Annotated in this window: 13 protein-coding genes; 6 read left to right on the top strand and 7 right to left on the bottom strand. The window is 60.7% G+C overall.

Translation table 11 applies throughout. The features are described 5' to 3' along the window. Positions 1–61: 61 nt before the first annotated feature. A complete protein-coding gene (gene tpiA, locus M8997_RS04995) occupies positions 62–826 on the bottom strand; it encodes a triose-phosphate isomerase (protein WP_250014269.1) in 765 nt (254 codons plus the stop codon). A gap of 155 nt (positions 827–981) precedes the next feature. Here tpiA and M8997_RS04990 point away from each other — a divergent pair, with 155 nt between their 5' ends. From M8997_RS04990 to glp, 5 genes are read left to right on the top strand one after another with little or no spacing between them, the layout of a single operon-like run. Beyond that, on the top strand, positions 982–2,871 hold the full coding sequence (locus M8997_RS04990) for a peptidyl-prolyl cis-trans isomerase (RefSeq protein WP_250014268.1): 1,890 nt from the start codon (positions 982–984) through the stop codon (positions 2,869–2,871). An 8-nt stretch (positions 2,872–2,879) separates the two neighbouring features. Then, positions 2,880–3,899 carry an anthranilate phosphoribosyltransferase gene (trpD, locus tag M8997_RS04985; protein ID WP_250014266.1) on the top strand — a complete coding sequence of 340 codons (1,020 nt, stop codon included), beginning with the start codon at positions 2,880–2,882 and terminating at the stop codon, positions 3,897–3,899. A gap of 1 nt (position 3,900) precedes the next feature. Beyond that, positions 3,901–4,701 carry an indole-3-glycerol phosphate synthase TrpC gene (gene trpC, locus M8997_RS04980; RefSeq protein WP_250014265.1) on the top strand — a complete coding sequence of 267 codons (801 nt, stop codon included), beginning with the start codon at positions 3,901–3,903 and terminating at the stop codon, positions 4,699–4,701. Continuing rightward, the gene (gene moaC, locus M8997_RS04975) at positions 4,698–5,201 is read left to right on the top strand and encodes a cyclic pyranopterin monophosphate synthase MoaC (protein WP_250014264.1); all 504 of its coding nucleotides are present in this window, start codon (positions 4,698–4,700) and stop codon (positions 5,199–5,201) included. The genes trpC and moaC overlap by 4 nt, the downstream gene beginning before the upstream one ends. Then, a complete protein-coding gene (gene glp, locus M8997_RS04970; protein ID WP_250014263.1) occupies positions 5,198–6,418 on the top strand; it encodes a gephyrin-like molybdotransferase Glp in 1,221 nt (406 codons plus the stop codon). Before moaC ends, glp begins: the two co-directional genes overlap by 4 nt. Here the strand turns inward: glp and M8997_RS04965 are convergent. From M8997_RS04965 to M8997_RS04940, 6 genes are all read right to left on the bottom strand, one after another. Continuing rightward, positions 6,390–7,469, bottom strand: coding sequence for a Gfo/Idh/MocA family protein (locus tag M8997_RS04965; protein WP_250014262.1), 1,080 nt, complete (start codon positions 7,467–7,469; stop codon positions 6,390–6,392). The two genes, glp and M8997_RS04965, sit on opposite strands and share 29 nt — an antisense overlap. Positions 7,470–7,541: 72 nt before the next feature. Continuing rightward, entirely contained in the window at positions 7,542–8,324 is a 783-nt protein-coding gene (locus M8997_RS04960) for a ThuA domain-containing protein (protein WP_250014261.1), read from the bottom strand. 43 nt (positions 8,325–8,367) lie between these two features. Next, positions 8,368–9,369, bottom strand: a complete 1,002-nt coding sequence (locus tag M8997_RS04955) for an ABC transporter ATP-binding protein (protein ID WP_250014260.1) — start codon at positions 9,367–9,369, stop codon at positions 8,368–8,370. Between the two features lie 10 nt (positions 9,370–9,379). Further along, complete coding sequence (locus M8997_RS04950; RefSeq protein ID WP_250014257.1) at positions 9,380–10,207, bottom strand: carbohydrate ABC transporter permease; 828 nt, start codon at positions 10,205–10,207, stop codon at positions 9,380–9,382. Beyond that, a complete protein-coding gene (locus tag M8997_RS04945; RefSeq protein ID WP_250014255.1) occupies positions 10,207–11,172 on the bottom strand; it encodes a carbohydrate ABC transporter permease in 966 nt (321 codons plus the stop codon). Before M8997_RS04945 ends, M8997_RS04950 begins: the two co-directional genes overlap by 1 nt. 99 nt (positions 11,173–11,271) lie before the next feature. Next, positions 11,272–12,534: an ABC transporter substrate-binding protein gene (locus tag M8997_RS04940; RefSeq protein WP_250014252.1), complete on the bottom strand. Its 1,263-nt coding sequence runs from the start codon at positions 12,532–12,534 to the stop codon at positions 11,272–11,274. A gap of 254 nt (positions 12,535–12,788) precedes the next feature. Here M8997_RS04940 and M8997_RS04935 point away from each other — a divergent pair, with 254 nt between their 5' ends. Continuing rightward, positions 12,789–13,808 carry a substrate-binding domain-containing protein gene (locus tag M8997_RS04935; RefSeq protein ID WP_250014250.1) on the top strand — a complete coding sequence of 340 codons (1,020 nt, stop codon included), beginning with the start codon at positions 12,789–12,791 and terminating at the stop codon, positions 13,806–13,808. Positions 13,809–13,891: the final 83 nt, after the last annotated feature.

Raw genomic sequence — 13,891 nt, 5'->3', positions numbered from 1 at the left:
GGACGCGGCTCTTTACACCGTATGCGGCAATAAACCAAGCCCACCCGGCCCGGAATTGCGGCTAGAGCGAATGATAGGCCTCACAGATGGAGAGGAAATCGGCCGCTTTCAAGCTCGCACCGCCGACAAGGGCGCCGTCGACATTGGAGATGGCCAGAAGTTCGAGTGCATTGGACGGTTTTACAGACCCGCCATAAAGGATGCGCATCCGTGCACCTTCGCTACCGAAATCATCCCTGAGCCTGGCGCGAATCGCATCATGGACCTCTGCGACGTCTCCCGGCGTCGGCGTCAGCCCGGTCCCTATGGCCCAGACGGGTTCGTAGGCGATGATCGTGTTGGCCGAGGTCGCCCCCGCCGGAATCGATCCGGCCAGCTGCGCGGTGATGACGTCGAGCGTCTCGCCCGCCTTGCGCTGCTGTTCGGTCTCGCCGATGCAGATGATCGCGATCAGACCGGCCCGCCAGGCCGCTACTGCCTTGGCGTTCACGATCTCATTGGTCTCCGCGTGATCGACGCGGCGCTCGGAATGGCCGACGATGACGTGCGAAGCGCCGGCATCCTTGAGCATTTCGGCGGAAATATCTCCCGTGTGCGCACCGGAATCCTTGGCATGGCAATCCTGGCCGCCAATATCGAGCGCTTCGCCGTCCACCGTCTGGACCGCGCGGGCGAGAAGCGTGGACGGCACGCAGATCAGCGCGTCGATCTTCTGGCCGATGGCCGAGTTGGGCCGGTTGACAATGGTGCGCAGCTCATCGAGCGAATCCGCCACACCATTCATTTTCCAGTTTCCAGCGACGAGAGGACGGATGTCAGGGGTCATTTTCACTTCCTTACGGACTTGCCTGGGGCGATTTTCTCGATCATTTGATTGCTTGACTAGCAAATTCGCTTGATAAAGCAATCGACACAAAGCATTCGGCGCGCTATTCCCGCAGGGAAATCCAATACGCCTCCTGTCTGATAAGGTAACTTTATATGCTCGACTCCCTCCGCAACGTTGCCCGTACCTGGGTGGTAAAAGTGATGATGGGCCTTCTCGTTGTCAGCTTTGCCGGATGGGGTGTATCCAGCACGGTACTCGGCACCATGGGCGGCAGTTCGGCCATGCAAGCCGGCCAATCGACAGTCTCGGCGGTAGATTACCGGCTGGCCTATGACCGGCAACTCGCAATGTTGTCGCAACAGGTGGGCCAGCGGCTTTCGCGCGAACAGGCGGAAGCCGTCGGCTTGACCCAGCGGGTTCAGGGGCAGCTCGTCGCCGGCGTCGTACTCGACGAACAGGCGCGCCAGATGTCGCTTGGCCTTTCCAAGGACAGGCTCGCCATGCTTGCGGCCGAAGATCCGGCCTTCCGCGGCGCCAATGGCCAGTTCAGCCAGCAGCAGTTCGATATCGTGCTGCGCAATGCCGGCATGACGCCGCAGGCCTATCTCGACAATCGCGAACAGGTGGCCCGCCGCCAGCAGATCATCGAGGCCGTCGCCGACGGCATCAAGGCTCCGGACACGCTGCTGAAGGCCATGGCTCTGTACAAGGGTGAATCGCGCACGATCGAATATGTCTCGATGCCCAAGAGCTTCATTTCGAATGTCGCCGACCCGAGCGATGCCGACCTGAAGACCTATTTCGAAGCGCACAAGGAAACCTATGGCGCCCCGCAATACCGCAAGGTCAGCTATGTGAAGCTGGAGCCAAAGGACATTGCCGATCCGGCAAGCATCACGCCCGAGGAAATCAAGGCTGAATATGATCGCGATATCGGCCGCTTTTCGACACCGGAAATGCGCACGATCGACCAGCTGACCTTCGCCAATGAGGAAGCAGCAAAGGCAGCGCGCGAAAAGATTGCCGCAGGCACCAGCTTCGACGATATCGTCAAGCAGGAGAACAAGACCGCCGACGACGTGCGGCTTGGCAGCTTTCCGAAGAACGGCCTTCCTGACGAGAGCCTCGCCGATGCCATTTTCGCCCTGCCCGCCAACGGCGTCAGCGACGTGCTGAAGGGCACGTTCGGACCGGTCATAATCCGCGTTGCGGAAATGACGCCGGGCCATACCAAGCCGCTTGCCGAGGTGGAAGCGGACATCCGCGAGTCGCTTGCGCAGGCTCAGGCCGTAAATTCCATCACGGATGTGCACGACGCCTACGAAAATGCACGGGCTGATGGCCTGAGCATGGCCGAAGCTGCGGCCAAGGCAAACCTCAAGATGGTGACGATCGATGCCGTCGACGCCACCGGCCAGGGCCTCGACGAGAAGCCGGTTGCCAATCTCCCCTTCAACGAAGCCCAGCTGGCGGCGGTATTTCAGGCCGATGTCGGGTTTGACAATGAACCGCTCAGCCTCGGTTCGAACAGCTATCTCTGGTATGATGTCGATAGCGTCATCCCTGCCCGCGAGCGGCCGCTGGAAGAAGTGAAGGACCGCGTGATCGCCAATTGGAAGATCGCAGAGCAGGAAAAGCAGCTGAACCAGAAGGCCGAGGAAGTGCGCAAGCGCGTCGCCGAGGGAACCACGCTCGATGCAATTGCCGGCGAGTTCAAGTTCACCAAGGAGACCAAGCGCGGTATCACGCGCGGCAGCCAGGATACCGATCTTGGCCTTGGCGGCGTCGATTCCGTATTCGACGGGCCGCAGGGTCTGGTTGGACTGACGGAATCCGCCTCGGATGGTTCGAAGCTCATATTCAAGGTCACCGAGGTGATCGAGCCCGCCAATACGGGTCCGGAGACACTTTCGACGGCTGAACGCGATTCCTCCGGCAACCGCCTCGCCGACGATCTCCTCGACCAGCTGGTCGCCCAGTTGCAGACCGTTTACCCCGTGACAGTCAACCCGACCGTCATCAACCAGGCGCTTTCCCGTTAGGATATGACATGGCTGAGCTGAAGCGTTTCATCGGGATCGCAGCGTCCGGCAAAGCATTGTCGCAGGATGAAGCCGTGCAGGCTTTCGACATCATGATGTCGGGAGAGGCCACGCCGGCGCAGATCGGCGGCCTGCTGATGGCATTGCGCGTGCGGGGCGAGAACATCGACGAGATCACCGGCGCGGTTTCGGCCATGCGATCGAAGATGCTGCCGGTCAATATCGGCGTCGATGCGATCGATATCGTCGGCACGGGCGGCGACCAGTCCGGCTCCTACAATGTGTCGACCTGTGCTGCCTTCGTGGCCGCGGGCGCCGGCGTTCCCGTGGCGAAACATGGCAATCGCGCGCTCTCGTCCAGATCCGGCGCCGCGGACACGCTCGCGGCTCTCGGGATCAACATCGAGATCGGCCCCGACCACATCGCCCGTTGCGTGGATCAGGCCGGCATCGGCTTCATGTTTGCTCCGGTCCATCATCCTGCGATGAAGCATGTCGGCCCCGCGCGCGTCGAGCTTGGTACGCGGACCATCTTCAATCTTCTCGGCCCTCTGACCAATCCGGCCGGTGTAAAGCGGCAATTGGTCGGCGTTTTTGCGCCGGAATGGGTCGAACCCATTGCCCATGTGCTCAAGAAAATCGGATCGGAATCGGTCTGGGTGGTGCATGGCGACGGTCTCGACGAGATCACCACGGCAGGTATCACCAAGGTTGCCGCACTCGAAAACGGTGAAGTCCGCAGCTTCGAAATCGAGCCGGAAGCGTTCGGGCTTCGACGCGTCGAGCCCCAGGACCTGAAAGGCGGCTCGGCGGACGAGAATGCCGTGTCGCTGCTTTCCGTACTGGATGGCGCCCACGGCGCCTATCGCGACATCACCCTGTTCAACGCCGCCGCCGGCCTTGTCATCGCCGGCGCTGCACCGGACCTTAAAGCCGGCATCGAGCAGGCGGCCCATTCCATCGACAGCGGCGCGGCGCGCAGCGTTTTGCGGAAGCTCGTCCACATTTCCAATGAGACGGACATCTGACATGGCCGATATCCTGCGCAAGATCGAAGCTTACAAGCGCGAAGAGATCGCCGCCGCGAAGGCCGCGACAAGCCTGGAGATGCTGCAGGCGCAGATTGCGCAGAATGACGCCCCGCGCGGATTTCTCGACGCCTTGCGCCGCAAGCGCGAGAACGGCCAATTCGCGCTTATCGCCGAAATCAAGAAGGCAAGTCCTTCCAAGGGGCTGATCCGTCCGGATTTCGATCCGCCGAGCTTGGCGAAGGCCTATGAGCTTGGCGGTGCCGCCTGCCTGTCGGTGCTGACCGACCAGCCATCGTTTCAGGGAGCTCCCGAATTTCTTCATGACGCCCGCGCCGCCACGAACCTGCCGGCGCTGCGCAAGGACTTCCTGTTCGACCCCTACCAGGTCCACGAGGCGCGCGCCTGGGGAGCGGATTGCATCCTGATCATCATGGCCTGCGTGGATGATGCGCTTGCCGCCGAACTGGAACAGACCGCATTTTCGCTCGGCATGGATGCGCTCGTCGAAGTTCACGACGAAGCGGAAATGGAGCGCGCCCTGAAGCTCGAATCGCCGCTTCTGGGCATAAACAACCGCAATTTGCGCACTTTCGAGGTAAACCTTGCCGTTTCCGAGCGGCTTTCGCGCATGGTGCCGGAAAGCAGGCTTCTCGTTGGCGAGAGCGGGATTTTTACCCATGACGACTGCCAGCGCCTCGCCCGATCCAATATCGGCACCTTCCTCGTCGGCGAAAGCCTCATGCGGCAGCAGGACGTCGCCGCCGCCACCCGGGCGCTGCTTTTTGGCGACACGCCATGACCGGCACCGGGCTCACCCATCTCGGCGCTGAGGGCAGCGCCAATATGGTGGATGTCGGTGACAAATCCGAAACCAGCCGCACCGCCATCGCCGAAGGTTTCGTGCGGATGCAGGCTGAGACGCTCGATCTCATCCGCAAGGGAAATGCCGCCAAGGGCGACGTGATCGGAACGGCGCGAATCGCCGGCATCATGGCGGCCAAGAAGACGCATGACCTCATTCCGCTCTGCCATCCGCTGCTGTTGAGCAAGATCGCGGTCGAGATCGATGCCGATGAAAATCTCCCGGGTCTCCGCGTCGTTGCTACCGTGAAGCTCAACGGCAAGACTGGCGTCGAGATGGAAGCGCTGACGGCCGTCTCCATCGCCTGCCTCACCCTCTACGACATGGCCAAGGCAGTCGATAAGGCCATGGTGATCGAGAATGTTCGCCTTTTGCACAAGAGCGGCGGCAAATCGGGCGACTGGAACGCCGAAACCGGCAATTCCGGGACGCCATGAGCGGGCTCCTTCCCGTAGACGAAGCCCTGCGGCGGATCATGGAAGCGGCCGCCGAGGCCGGGACTGAACTGGTCGCGCTTGCCGAGGCCGGCGGTCGGGTTCTGGCCGACAACCTCTACGCTCAACGCCAGCAACCACCCTTCGCAGCTTCCGCCATGGATGGCTATGCCGTGCGCGCCGCCGATGTCGAAAATGCGCCGGTCAAACTCAAGCTGGCGGGACAATCCGCCGCCGGCCATGGTTTTTCAGGCGAATTGGTGGCTGGCGAAGCCGTACGGATATTTACCGGCGCGCCCGTACCCATCGGCGCCGATAGCGTCGTCATCCAGGAGAATACCGTCGCCCGCGCCGGCGAAGTCGAGATATTGCAGCCGATCCTCACCGGAAAGAACATCCGCCGCGCCGGCCTGGACTTCAATGAAGGCGACCTGCTGCTTGCCGCCGGCCGCTTGCTCGACCCGGCGGCCCTCGCGCTGGCCGCATCGGCGAACCATGCGCAACTGGCCGTTCGGCGCCGACCCATTGTTGCGATACTTGCGACCGGGGACGAGTTGGTCGAACCCGGCCAGGCGCCGCGCGCGGACCAGATCATTGCCTCGAACAGCTTCGGCGTGGCGGAAATCGCCCGCTTGGCCGGCGCGGTCACCATCGATCTCGGCATTGCCGAGGACAATCTCGATGCGCTCAGCAATGCGATCGATCGCGCCGTGGCTGCGCGGGCCGATATCCTGATCACGCTCGGCGGCGCTTCGGTAGGCGATCATGACCTCGTGCAGCCAGCCCTGGCATCCAAGGGGCTGGAACTCGATTTCTGGAAGATCGCGCTGCGGCCGGGCAAGCCGCTGATGTTCGGCCGGCTTGGACCGATGAATGTGCTCGGCCTGCCGGGCAACCCGGTGTCGAGCCTCATCTGCGCGCATGTTTTTCTCGTGCCGCTGCTGCGGAAGATGCTGGGCCTGCCATACGAGCCAGAATTGCGCCCAGCTATCGTGGCAAGCGACATGCCGGCCAACGACCAGCGCCAGGATTACGTTCGCGCGCGGATAGCGCGGGGGCCACACGGCACCCTGACGGCAACGCCCTTTGCCGTGCAGGATTCGTCGATGCTCAAATTCCTCGCCGACGCCAATGGCGTTATCGTGCGCGCGCCGGCGGCGCCCGCCTTGCAGGCGGGCGATCAATGCCGGGTTATGATGCTACGCTCCGAGGTTGAATGAGGTTTTCCTCGAGCTTGTGCTCCCTGCGGTCGATCTCGGTGATCGTGGCGAGGTCGATCGCCTTCTGCAGCTTGGCGGCATGCCTGAAGGACGGTTCCAGCGTACGCCCCTGCCCTACGGCCTCGACGAAGCGCTGGTAGTTGGTGGATACGGCTTCTACCTCGATTTCCTTCCAGGTCGCGGTTTCGATGTCTTCGCCCAGGCAGACGAAGAGCTTGGAACCGTCATGGCGATGCTGGATTTCCATCGAGCCCTTGTCGCCATAGACACGCAGGCGCAGCTCATTGACATGGCCCGTCGCCCAGCGGCTTGAGTGAACGACGCCGAGGGCGCCATTGGTGAAGCTCACCGACATGGTGAAACTGTCATTGGCATCCAGCACATATTCGCCGATGCGATTGCCATCCGCCTTGTCGAAGGCCTTCAGCCGGCAGAAGACCTCATCGATCTCCGTATCGGTCGCGTAGACGACAAAGTCGAGAATATGGACGCCGACATCCCCCAGCGTCCCATTGGACCCGTGCTGCTTCGACAGGCGCCACAGCCATTGGCTCTCCGTCCGCCAATCGCCCCAGACCTTCGAAACGAGCCAGCTCTGCAGATAGGACGCCTCGATATGGCGAATATTGCCGATCTGACCGCTCGTCACCAGCATTCGCGCCGCCTGCAGCTGGGCAACGTTCCTGTAGGTCAGGTTGACCATGCCGACGAGGTTGTTGCGCTCGGCCATCTCGGCCATTTCCATCGCATCCATGAAATTCGTCGCAAGCGGCTTTTCGCAGAACACGTGCTTGCCGGCGCGAAGACAGGCAATGGTCGTCGGATGATGCGCACTGTCGGGAGTGACATTGGCGACCGCATCGAAATCATTCCACTCCAGCGCATCCTCCAGCGACGTGAAGGCATGTTCGAAGCCATATTTGTCGCGGAATGCTTCCGCCCGGGCACGATCGACATCGACCGCGCCGGCGAGCGTAACGCCCTCGATCGCAACGAAATTCCGGGCGTGGGTATTGGCCATGTGACCGGTTCCCAGGATCAATAAGCGCATGCGCGTCGTCCTTCAAAGATATCGCGGCCAGCGGCCGGCTGCACGAAAACATATCGCATTCTTCAGTGCTCCTTAGCGGAAGCCCTCCTCGCCCTGTTTGTGCAAGCTTTCCCCCCGTAGCTCTATGGGCTCCAGCGCCTTCTCGACGGGCACGTTCGGCGCGGTGGTGATATTCGGGAATCGCGCCGGAGAATAGGCCCAGTTCACCGCATTTCTCAGCACCAGACCCACCGTCTCGTCGTGATAGGTCGGGTAGGTCTCGTGGCCGGGACGGAAGTAGAAGACATTCCCCGCGCCCTTGCGGTAGGTCAAACCCGAGCGGAAAACCTCGCCGCCCTGAAACCATGAAACGAATACGGTCTCTAGCGGTTCCGGCACCGAAAACGGCTCGCCATACATTTCCTCGTTCTCGAGCTCGAAGAAAGCCGGCAGGCCGCGCGCGATCGGGTGTCCCGGATTGACCACCCAAAGTCGCTCCCGCTCGCCGGCCTCGCGCCAGTTCAAGGCGCAGGGCGATCCCATCAGCCGCTTGAATATCTTGGAGAAATGCCCCGAATGGAGGACGATGAGTCCCATGCCTTCCCAGACCCGCTTTGCCACGCGCTCGACGACTTCGTCGGCCACATCGCCATGCGCCCGGTGACCCCACCAGACCAGCACGTCGGTCTCTTCCAGGGCCTTTTCGGTCAAACCATGCTCCGGCTCCTGAAGCGTCGCCGTCCGGACCTCGATGTTCGTGTCGGAACGCAGCAGCTTGGCGATCTGATTGTGCATGCCCTCCGGATAGATGTCGGCGACGGTCTTGTTGATGTGCTCGTGAACGTTCTCGCCCCAAACGAGCGTACGAATAGGCATGGCTGTTTCCTTGTCTCAGGCTGTTTTCAATCTAGCTTCGGTCTCAGGCGGGTTTTCCCGCCTTGTCGAAACGGTGAACATTGTCATTTATCGGCGAAACATGGAGCGCTTCGCCCGGCTGGTGCCGCGCGGTGCCGTCCTGGCGAACGACAAGTGGCTCCTGTGCTCCGATATCGATGTAGAGATAGCTTTCCGAGCCGAGATTCTCCGAAAGCAGCAGCTTGCCCTGCCATCGGCCCGCCTTCTCCACGATCTGCAGGTGCTCCGGGCGAACGCCCAGCGTATCGGCCTTGTAGGCTTCAGCGAATTTCCCGGTCAGAAAGTTCATCTTTGGGGACCCTATGAATCCGGCGACGAAAGTAGACTGGGGCTTTTCATACAGCTCCAGCGGCGTGCCGACCTGCTCCACATTGCCATCCCGCAACACACAGATCCGATCGGCCAACGTCATGGCCTCCACCTGATCATGCGTCACATAGATCATGGTCGTCTCGTGCATTTTGGCGTGGAGCTTGGCGATTTCAAGACGGGTCGCGACACGAAGCGCCGCATCGAGATTGGACAGCGGCTCGTCGAAAAGGAACACCTTGGGATCTCGGACGATGGCGCGTCCGATTGCGACGCGCTGGCGCTGGCCGCCGGAAAGCTGCTTGGGCAGGCGGTCCAGATATTCGGTGATCTGCAGCATTTCGGCCGCTTCGTTGACACGCTTCCTGATCTCGTCCGCGCCGCCCTTGGCGAGTTTCAGCCCGAACGCCATGTTGTCGTAGACGGTCATATGCGGATAGAGCGCGTAGGACTGGAACACCATTGCGATGCCGCGCTGGGACGGCGTGAGGCTGTTCACGACCTTGTCGTCGAATGACAGCGTGCCGGAAGTAATGTCCTCCAGCCCGGAGATCAGGCGCAGCAATGTGGACTTGCCGCACCCGGATGGACCAACGAACACCATGAATTCGCAAGGGTTTATCTCGAGATTGACACCCTTGATGACATCGAAATTGCCGAAGGACTTGCGAAGCTCTTTCAATCGTATTGTCGTCATTTGAAACTCCTCAGCCTTTGACGCCGCCGGCGGTAAGACCGGAAATGATCTTGCGTTGAAAAATGAGAACGAGAACGACCAGCGGTACGGTCACGATGACCGAGGCCGCCATGATCGCACCCCAGGGCACTTCATGGGCGCTGTTTCCGGTCAGAAGCGCTATGATCACCGGCACCGTCCGCGTCTCGGTCGACGAGGTGAATGTCAGCGCGAACAGGAACTCGTTCCAGGCGGCAATGAATGCCAGCAGGCCCGTGGTCACCATTGCGGGCCACATCAGCGGCAGGAACACTTTCGTGATGATCACCCAGGGCGTGGCCCCATCGACGATCGCCGCCTCTTCGATCTCGACCGGAAGGTCTCTCATGAAGGTGGTGAGTACCCAGACGGTAAAGGGCAGCGTGAAGATCGTATAGGAGAAGATCAGGCCCCACAGCGTATTATAGAGGCCGAGCAGCCGGATGACTTCGAACAGGCCGGCGAGAACGGCGATCTGCGGGAACATCGAAACCGAAAGGATGGTCAGGAGCAGCAGCGAGCGCCCGCGAAACCTTACCCTCGCCAGCGCGAATGACGCCGTTATGGCGATCAGCAGCGACAGCATCACGACGAGGCTCGAAACGATGACCGAATTCAACAGGTTGCGGGTGAAACTGCCGGCCTCGATCACCGAGACATAATTGGCCAGGGAGAAGCTCGTGGGCAGATAGGAGATAGTGAACAACGAATTCCCGGTTTTGAAGCTCGTTATGATCGCATAGTAGAACGGGAACACCGAAAACAGCACGATGATCGCCACCAGAGCGTAGAATGCCGTTTGCTTGACGAGTGCTGGCATCAGCGTTCCCCTCCATCGAGGCGCACACGGCCGAGCCAGATCGCAGCGATCGTCATCAAGGCAATGATGACGAACAGCAATGTCGATTGGGCCGAGCCATAGGCGAATTTGTCGAACTCGATCAGATTTTCGCGCGCGAGTACCGACATGGTCTTGGTCTGCGCACTGTTCGGCGTCAGGACATAGATCAGGTCGAATATCCGCATCGCGTCGAGCAGGCGGAAGATGATGGCGACCATCAGCGCCGGCCTGACCAGCGGCAGGGTGATGCGGAAGAACTGCTTCACCGGATGAACGCCATCGATGCGCGCCGCCTCATATATGTCCTGCGGGATCATCTGCAGGCCGGCGAGGATCAGCAGCGCCATGAATGGCGTGGTCTTCCACACATCGACGATCAGCACCGCGATCATCGCCGTGTCCGCGCTGGCGGTCCAGGCGATCGGCGCGCTGATCAGGCCGAGGCGGATGAAGAGATCGTTGAGAATGCCGAACTGGTCGTTCAGCATCCAGCCCCACATGCGGGCGGAAACGATGGTCGGTATCGCCCAAGGTATCAGTATCGCGGCACGGACGAGGCCCCTGCCCTTGAAATCGGCGTTGAGCACGAGGGCGATGACCATCCCGAAAAATGCCTCCAGCGCCACCGAAAGAATGCTGAATCGCACCGTATTCCAGACGGCATTCCACCAGGCCGGATCGACCAGCAGGCCGGAATAGATGGTGCGCCCGCTCTTCAGCTGAATCCACGAAAAATAGTTCTTGAAGCCGACCCATTTGGCGGCGCCCATATTGGTGAGGGAGGCGTCGGTAAAGGAGAAATAGATGGTGCGGATGAGAGGCCAGCCTGCGACCACGATCAGCGCGACGATCATCGGTATCAGGAATAATTGTGCGGCCCGCGCGCGTTGCCGCAATAGTTCGGAGCGCATGGCCAATTCAGAGCGCATGGTCGGTGCAGTCATATGCGCAGTCCCCGGTTGATCGACATATCGTCAGGCGTCGGCGCGAATGATTTTCAGGAGGTTGTGAAATCATTCGCGCCACGCCCTTTGCTGGCACGACTACCAGCTACCGCCCTGAAGTTCCGCCAGTTTTGCCTCGAGCAGTTCGAGGTTTTCGGCTGCGGTACCATTGCCCGACAGCGTGTCGTGGACCGCGCTCCAGAACATCGACGAGACCTCGTTATATTTGACCTTGGTTGGAGCCGACGGACGCGGCACGGCCGTTTCGAACACCGGCTTCCAATTGCTGATCAATGGCTGCGCGGCGATGATTTCCTTGTCGTCATAGAGCGCCTTGATGGTGGGAAGATTTGAGAGCGCTATGGCCCGCTCCTTCTGCTGCTCGGGCGCCGAAAGGAACTTCACCAGCTTGATCGCCTCTTCCGGCGACTTGCTGTACTTGGAAACTGCTATGTTCCAGCCGCCAAGCGCGGCTGCGGACGACGCTCCTTCCTTGCCGGCCGGCAGGGGCGCCACGTCGAACTTGCCCTTGATTGCGCTGTCCGGGCCATTGCCCAGCGCATAGGCATAGGGCCAGTTGCGCATGAACACGGAATTGCCGGTCTGCCAGACACCGCGACTTTCTTCCTCGGTATAGGCGAGCGCGCCACGCGGACTGATCGTATCGATCCAGCCCTTGGCGCGGTCGACGGCTGCCGCTGCGTCCGGATTGTTGATCGAGATGGTGCCATCGGTCTCGATGATCTGACCGCCACCCGAAGACTTGATCCATTCAAGCGCATTGCAGGTCAGCCCCTCATAGGCATTGCCCTGGAATACATAGCCGAACATTCCCTTGTTGCCGGCGGCCCGCTCGCCATCCTGTATTTCCTTGGCGGTCGCAGCCATCTCGTCCCAGGTCTTCGGCACCGGCTTCTTGTACTTTTCGAGGAGGTCCTTGCGGTAATAGAGCGCCGGCGCATCCGTATACATCGGCATGGCCACCAGCTTGCCATCGACGGTCTGGCTCTCGATGACGGATGGGAAGTGCTGTCCGATCACGTCCTTGAAGGCGTCGGTCAGGTCGAGAAACTGCTCTGCCAGCTGCGGCGCCCAGATGACGTCGGTGCGATAGACGTCGATATCGGTATTGCCGGCCGCCAGCCACAGCCGATACTGGCCGAACTGATCGGAACTATTGGCGGGCATCGCGACGATCTGGACCTTGTTGCCCGTCTCCTTTTCGAAGCGGTCGAGCTGGCTGCGCAGGAACTCGCGCCCATTACCCGTATCGCCGGACACGATGGACAGATTGGCCGCATAGGCGCCCGAACTCAAAAGAGCCGTCACCAGCGCCCCGGCGAGAAATGATCCAAGCTTCATAATTCCTCCTCCTCGTTCAATGGCGCCACATCAGCGGCGCCCCTCCTCCAGTAGCGCCCGGATCCCTCCCAAAGCGCTTTGGAAAATAAGTGTCAAATAAGGTCCACAATGTCAAGATACCGCAAAATCACCTTGTGCAACAGAGAATTTGTCAACATAATTGCTTTATAGCGCTTTGGATTTTATTCAATCTGGCGTTGTATGCCAGTCGTCGCAATGGCCAGTCGTCGCAATGGAAATGTCGGAACGATCATATGAACCTCAAGGAATTGGCTGAACGGCTGGGACTGTCCCAGACCACCGTCAGCCGCGCATTGAACGGCTACCCGGAAGTCAGCGAGGCGACGCGCGAGCGCGTGACGAGGGCTGCCCTGCAGCACGGATACACCGCCAACGCCAATGCGCGCCGGCTGGCGATGGGCCGGGTCGGCGCCATCGGAATCATCATTCCGGCCGATTCCAGCCAGAGATTCGGACCGCACACCGCCGAATTCCTGGCCGGCCTGGCCGAACGCCTCTCCGCCCATGAGATCGATTTCCTGATCAGCCCGCTGATCAACAATGACGAGATCTCGGTCTATAAGCGCCTGATTTCGAGCAAACGCGTCGATGCCATCATCGTTTCGCACCCCGCACTCGTGGACGAGCGGATAACCATGCTGGCCAAGGCCGGCTTTCCCTTCGTGCTGCACGGCAGGACGGAAGCAGACGTTCCCCATTCCTGGCTCGACATCGACAATCAGGGCGCTTTCTACCAGGCGGCCTCGCATCTGCTCGATCTCGGCCACCGCCACATTGCCATGATCGATGGCCTCAAGGGCTTCACCTTCTCCGAACATCGCGAACTCGGATACCGGCAGGCGCATCTGGAGCGCGGCCTGCCCATCGATGAACGCCTCATCATTCATGACAGGTTTTCCGACGACATCGGTTTCGCCGAAACGCTGCGCCTCCTCTCCTGTGAACCGCAGCCGACCGGCATTATCGCAGGATCGATGATGACTGCGCTGGGCGTTTCACGCGCCATACGCGCCAAGGGCTACCAGGTCGGAAAGCAGGTTTCCCTCATCGCCCATGATGACGTCTTCCCCTATCTCAATGCCAGCAACATGGTGCCATCCATGACGACGACCCGCTCATCGATCCGCGCTGCCGGAACGAGGATCGCCGAGATGCTGATGTTGCAGCTCGACGGCGCCGCCGTGACAGCGATGCAGGAAGTCTGGCCGGTCGAGCTGATCCTGCGCCAATCGAGCGGGCCACCCGTCCGTTAGCAGGCTATGGAACATGCTGCGAAGGTATGATGCTTCGCCAAAAGTAGCGAAAAATGTCCTATCGCCATGGCGTTCCATTTAAA

It is taken from the genome of Phyllobacterium sp. 21LDTY02-6, assembly GCF_023554255.2.
In the GTDB taxonomy this organism is placed as follows: domain Bacteria; phylum Pseudomonadota; class Alphaproteobacteria; order Rhizobiales; family Rhizobiaceae; genus Phyllobacterium.
The sequence above is the reverse complement of the archived record's forward strand: the minus strand, read 5'-3'. Positions and strand labels throughout refer to the sequence as shown.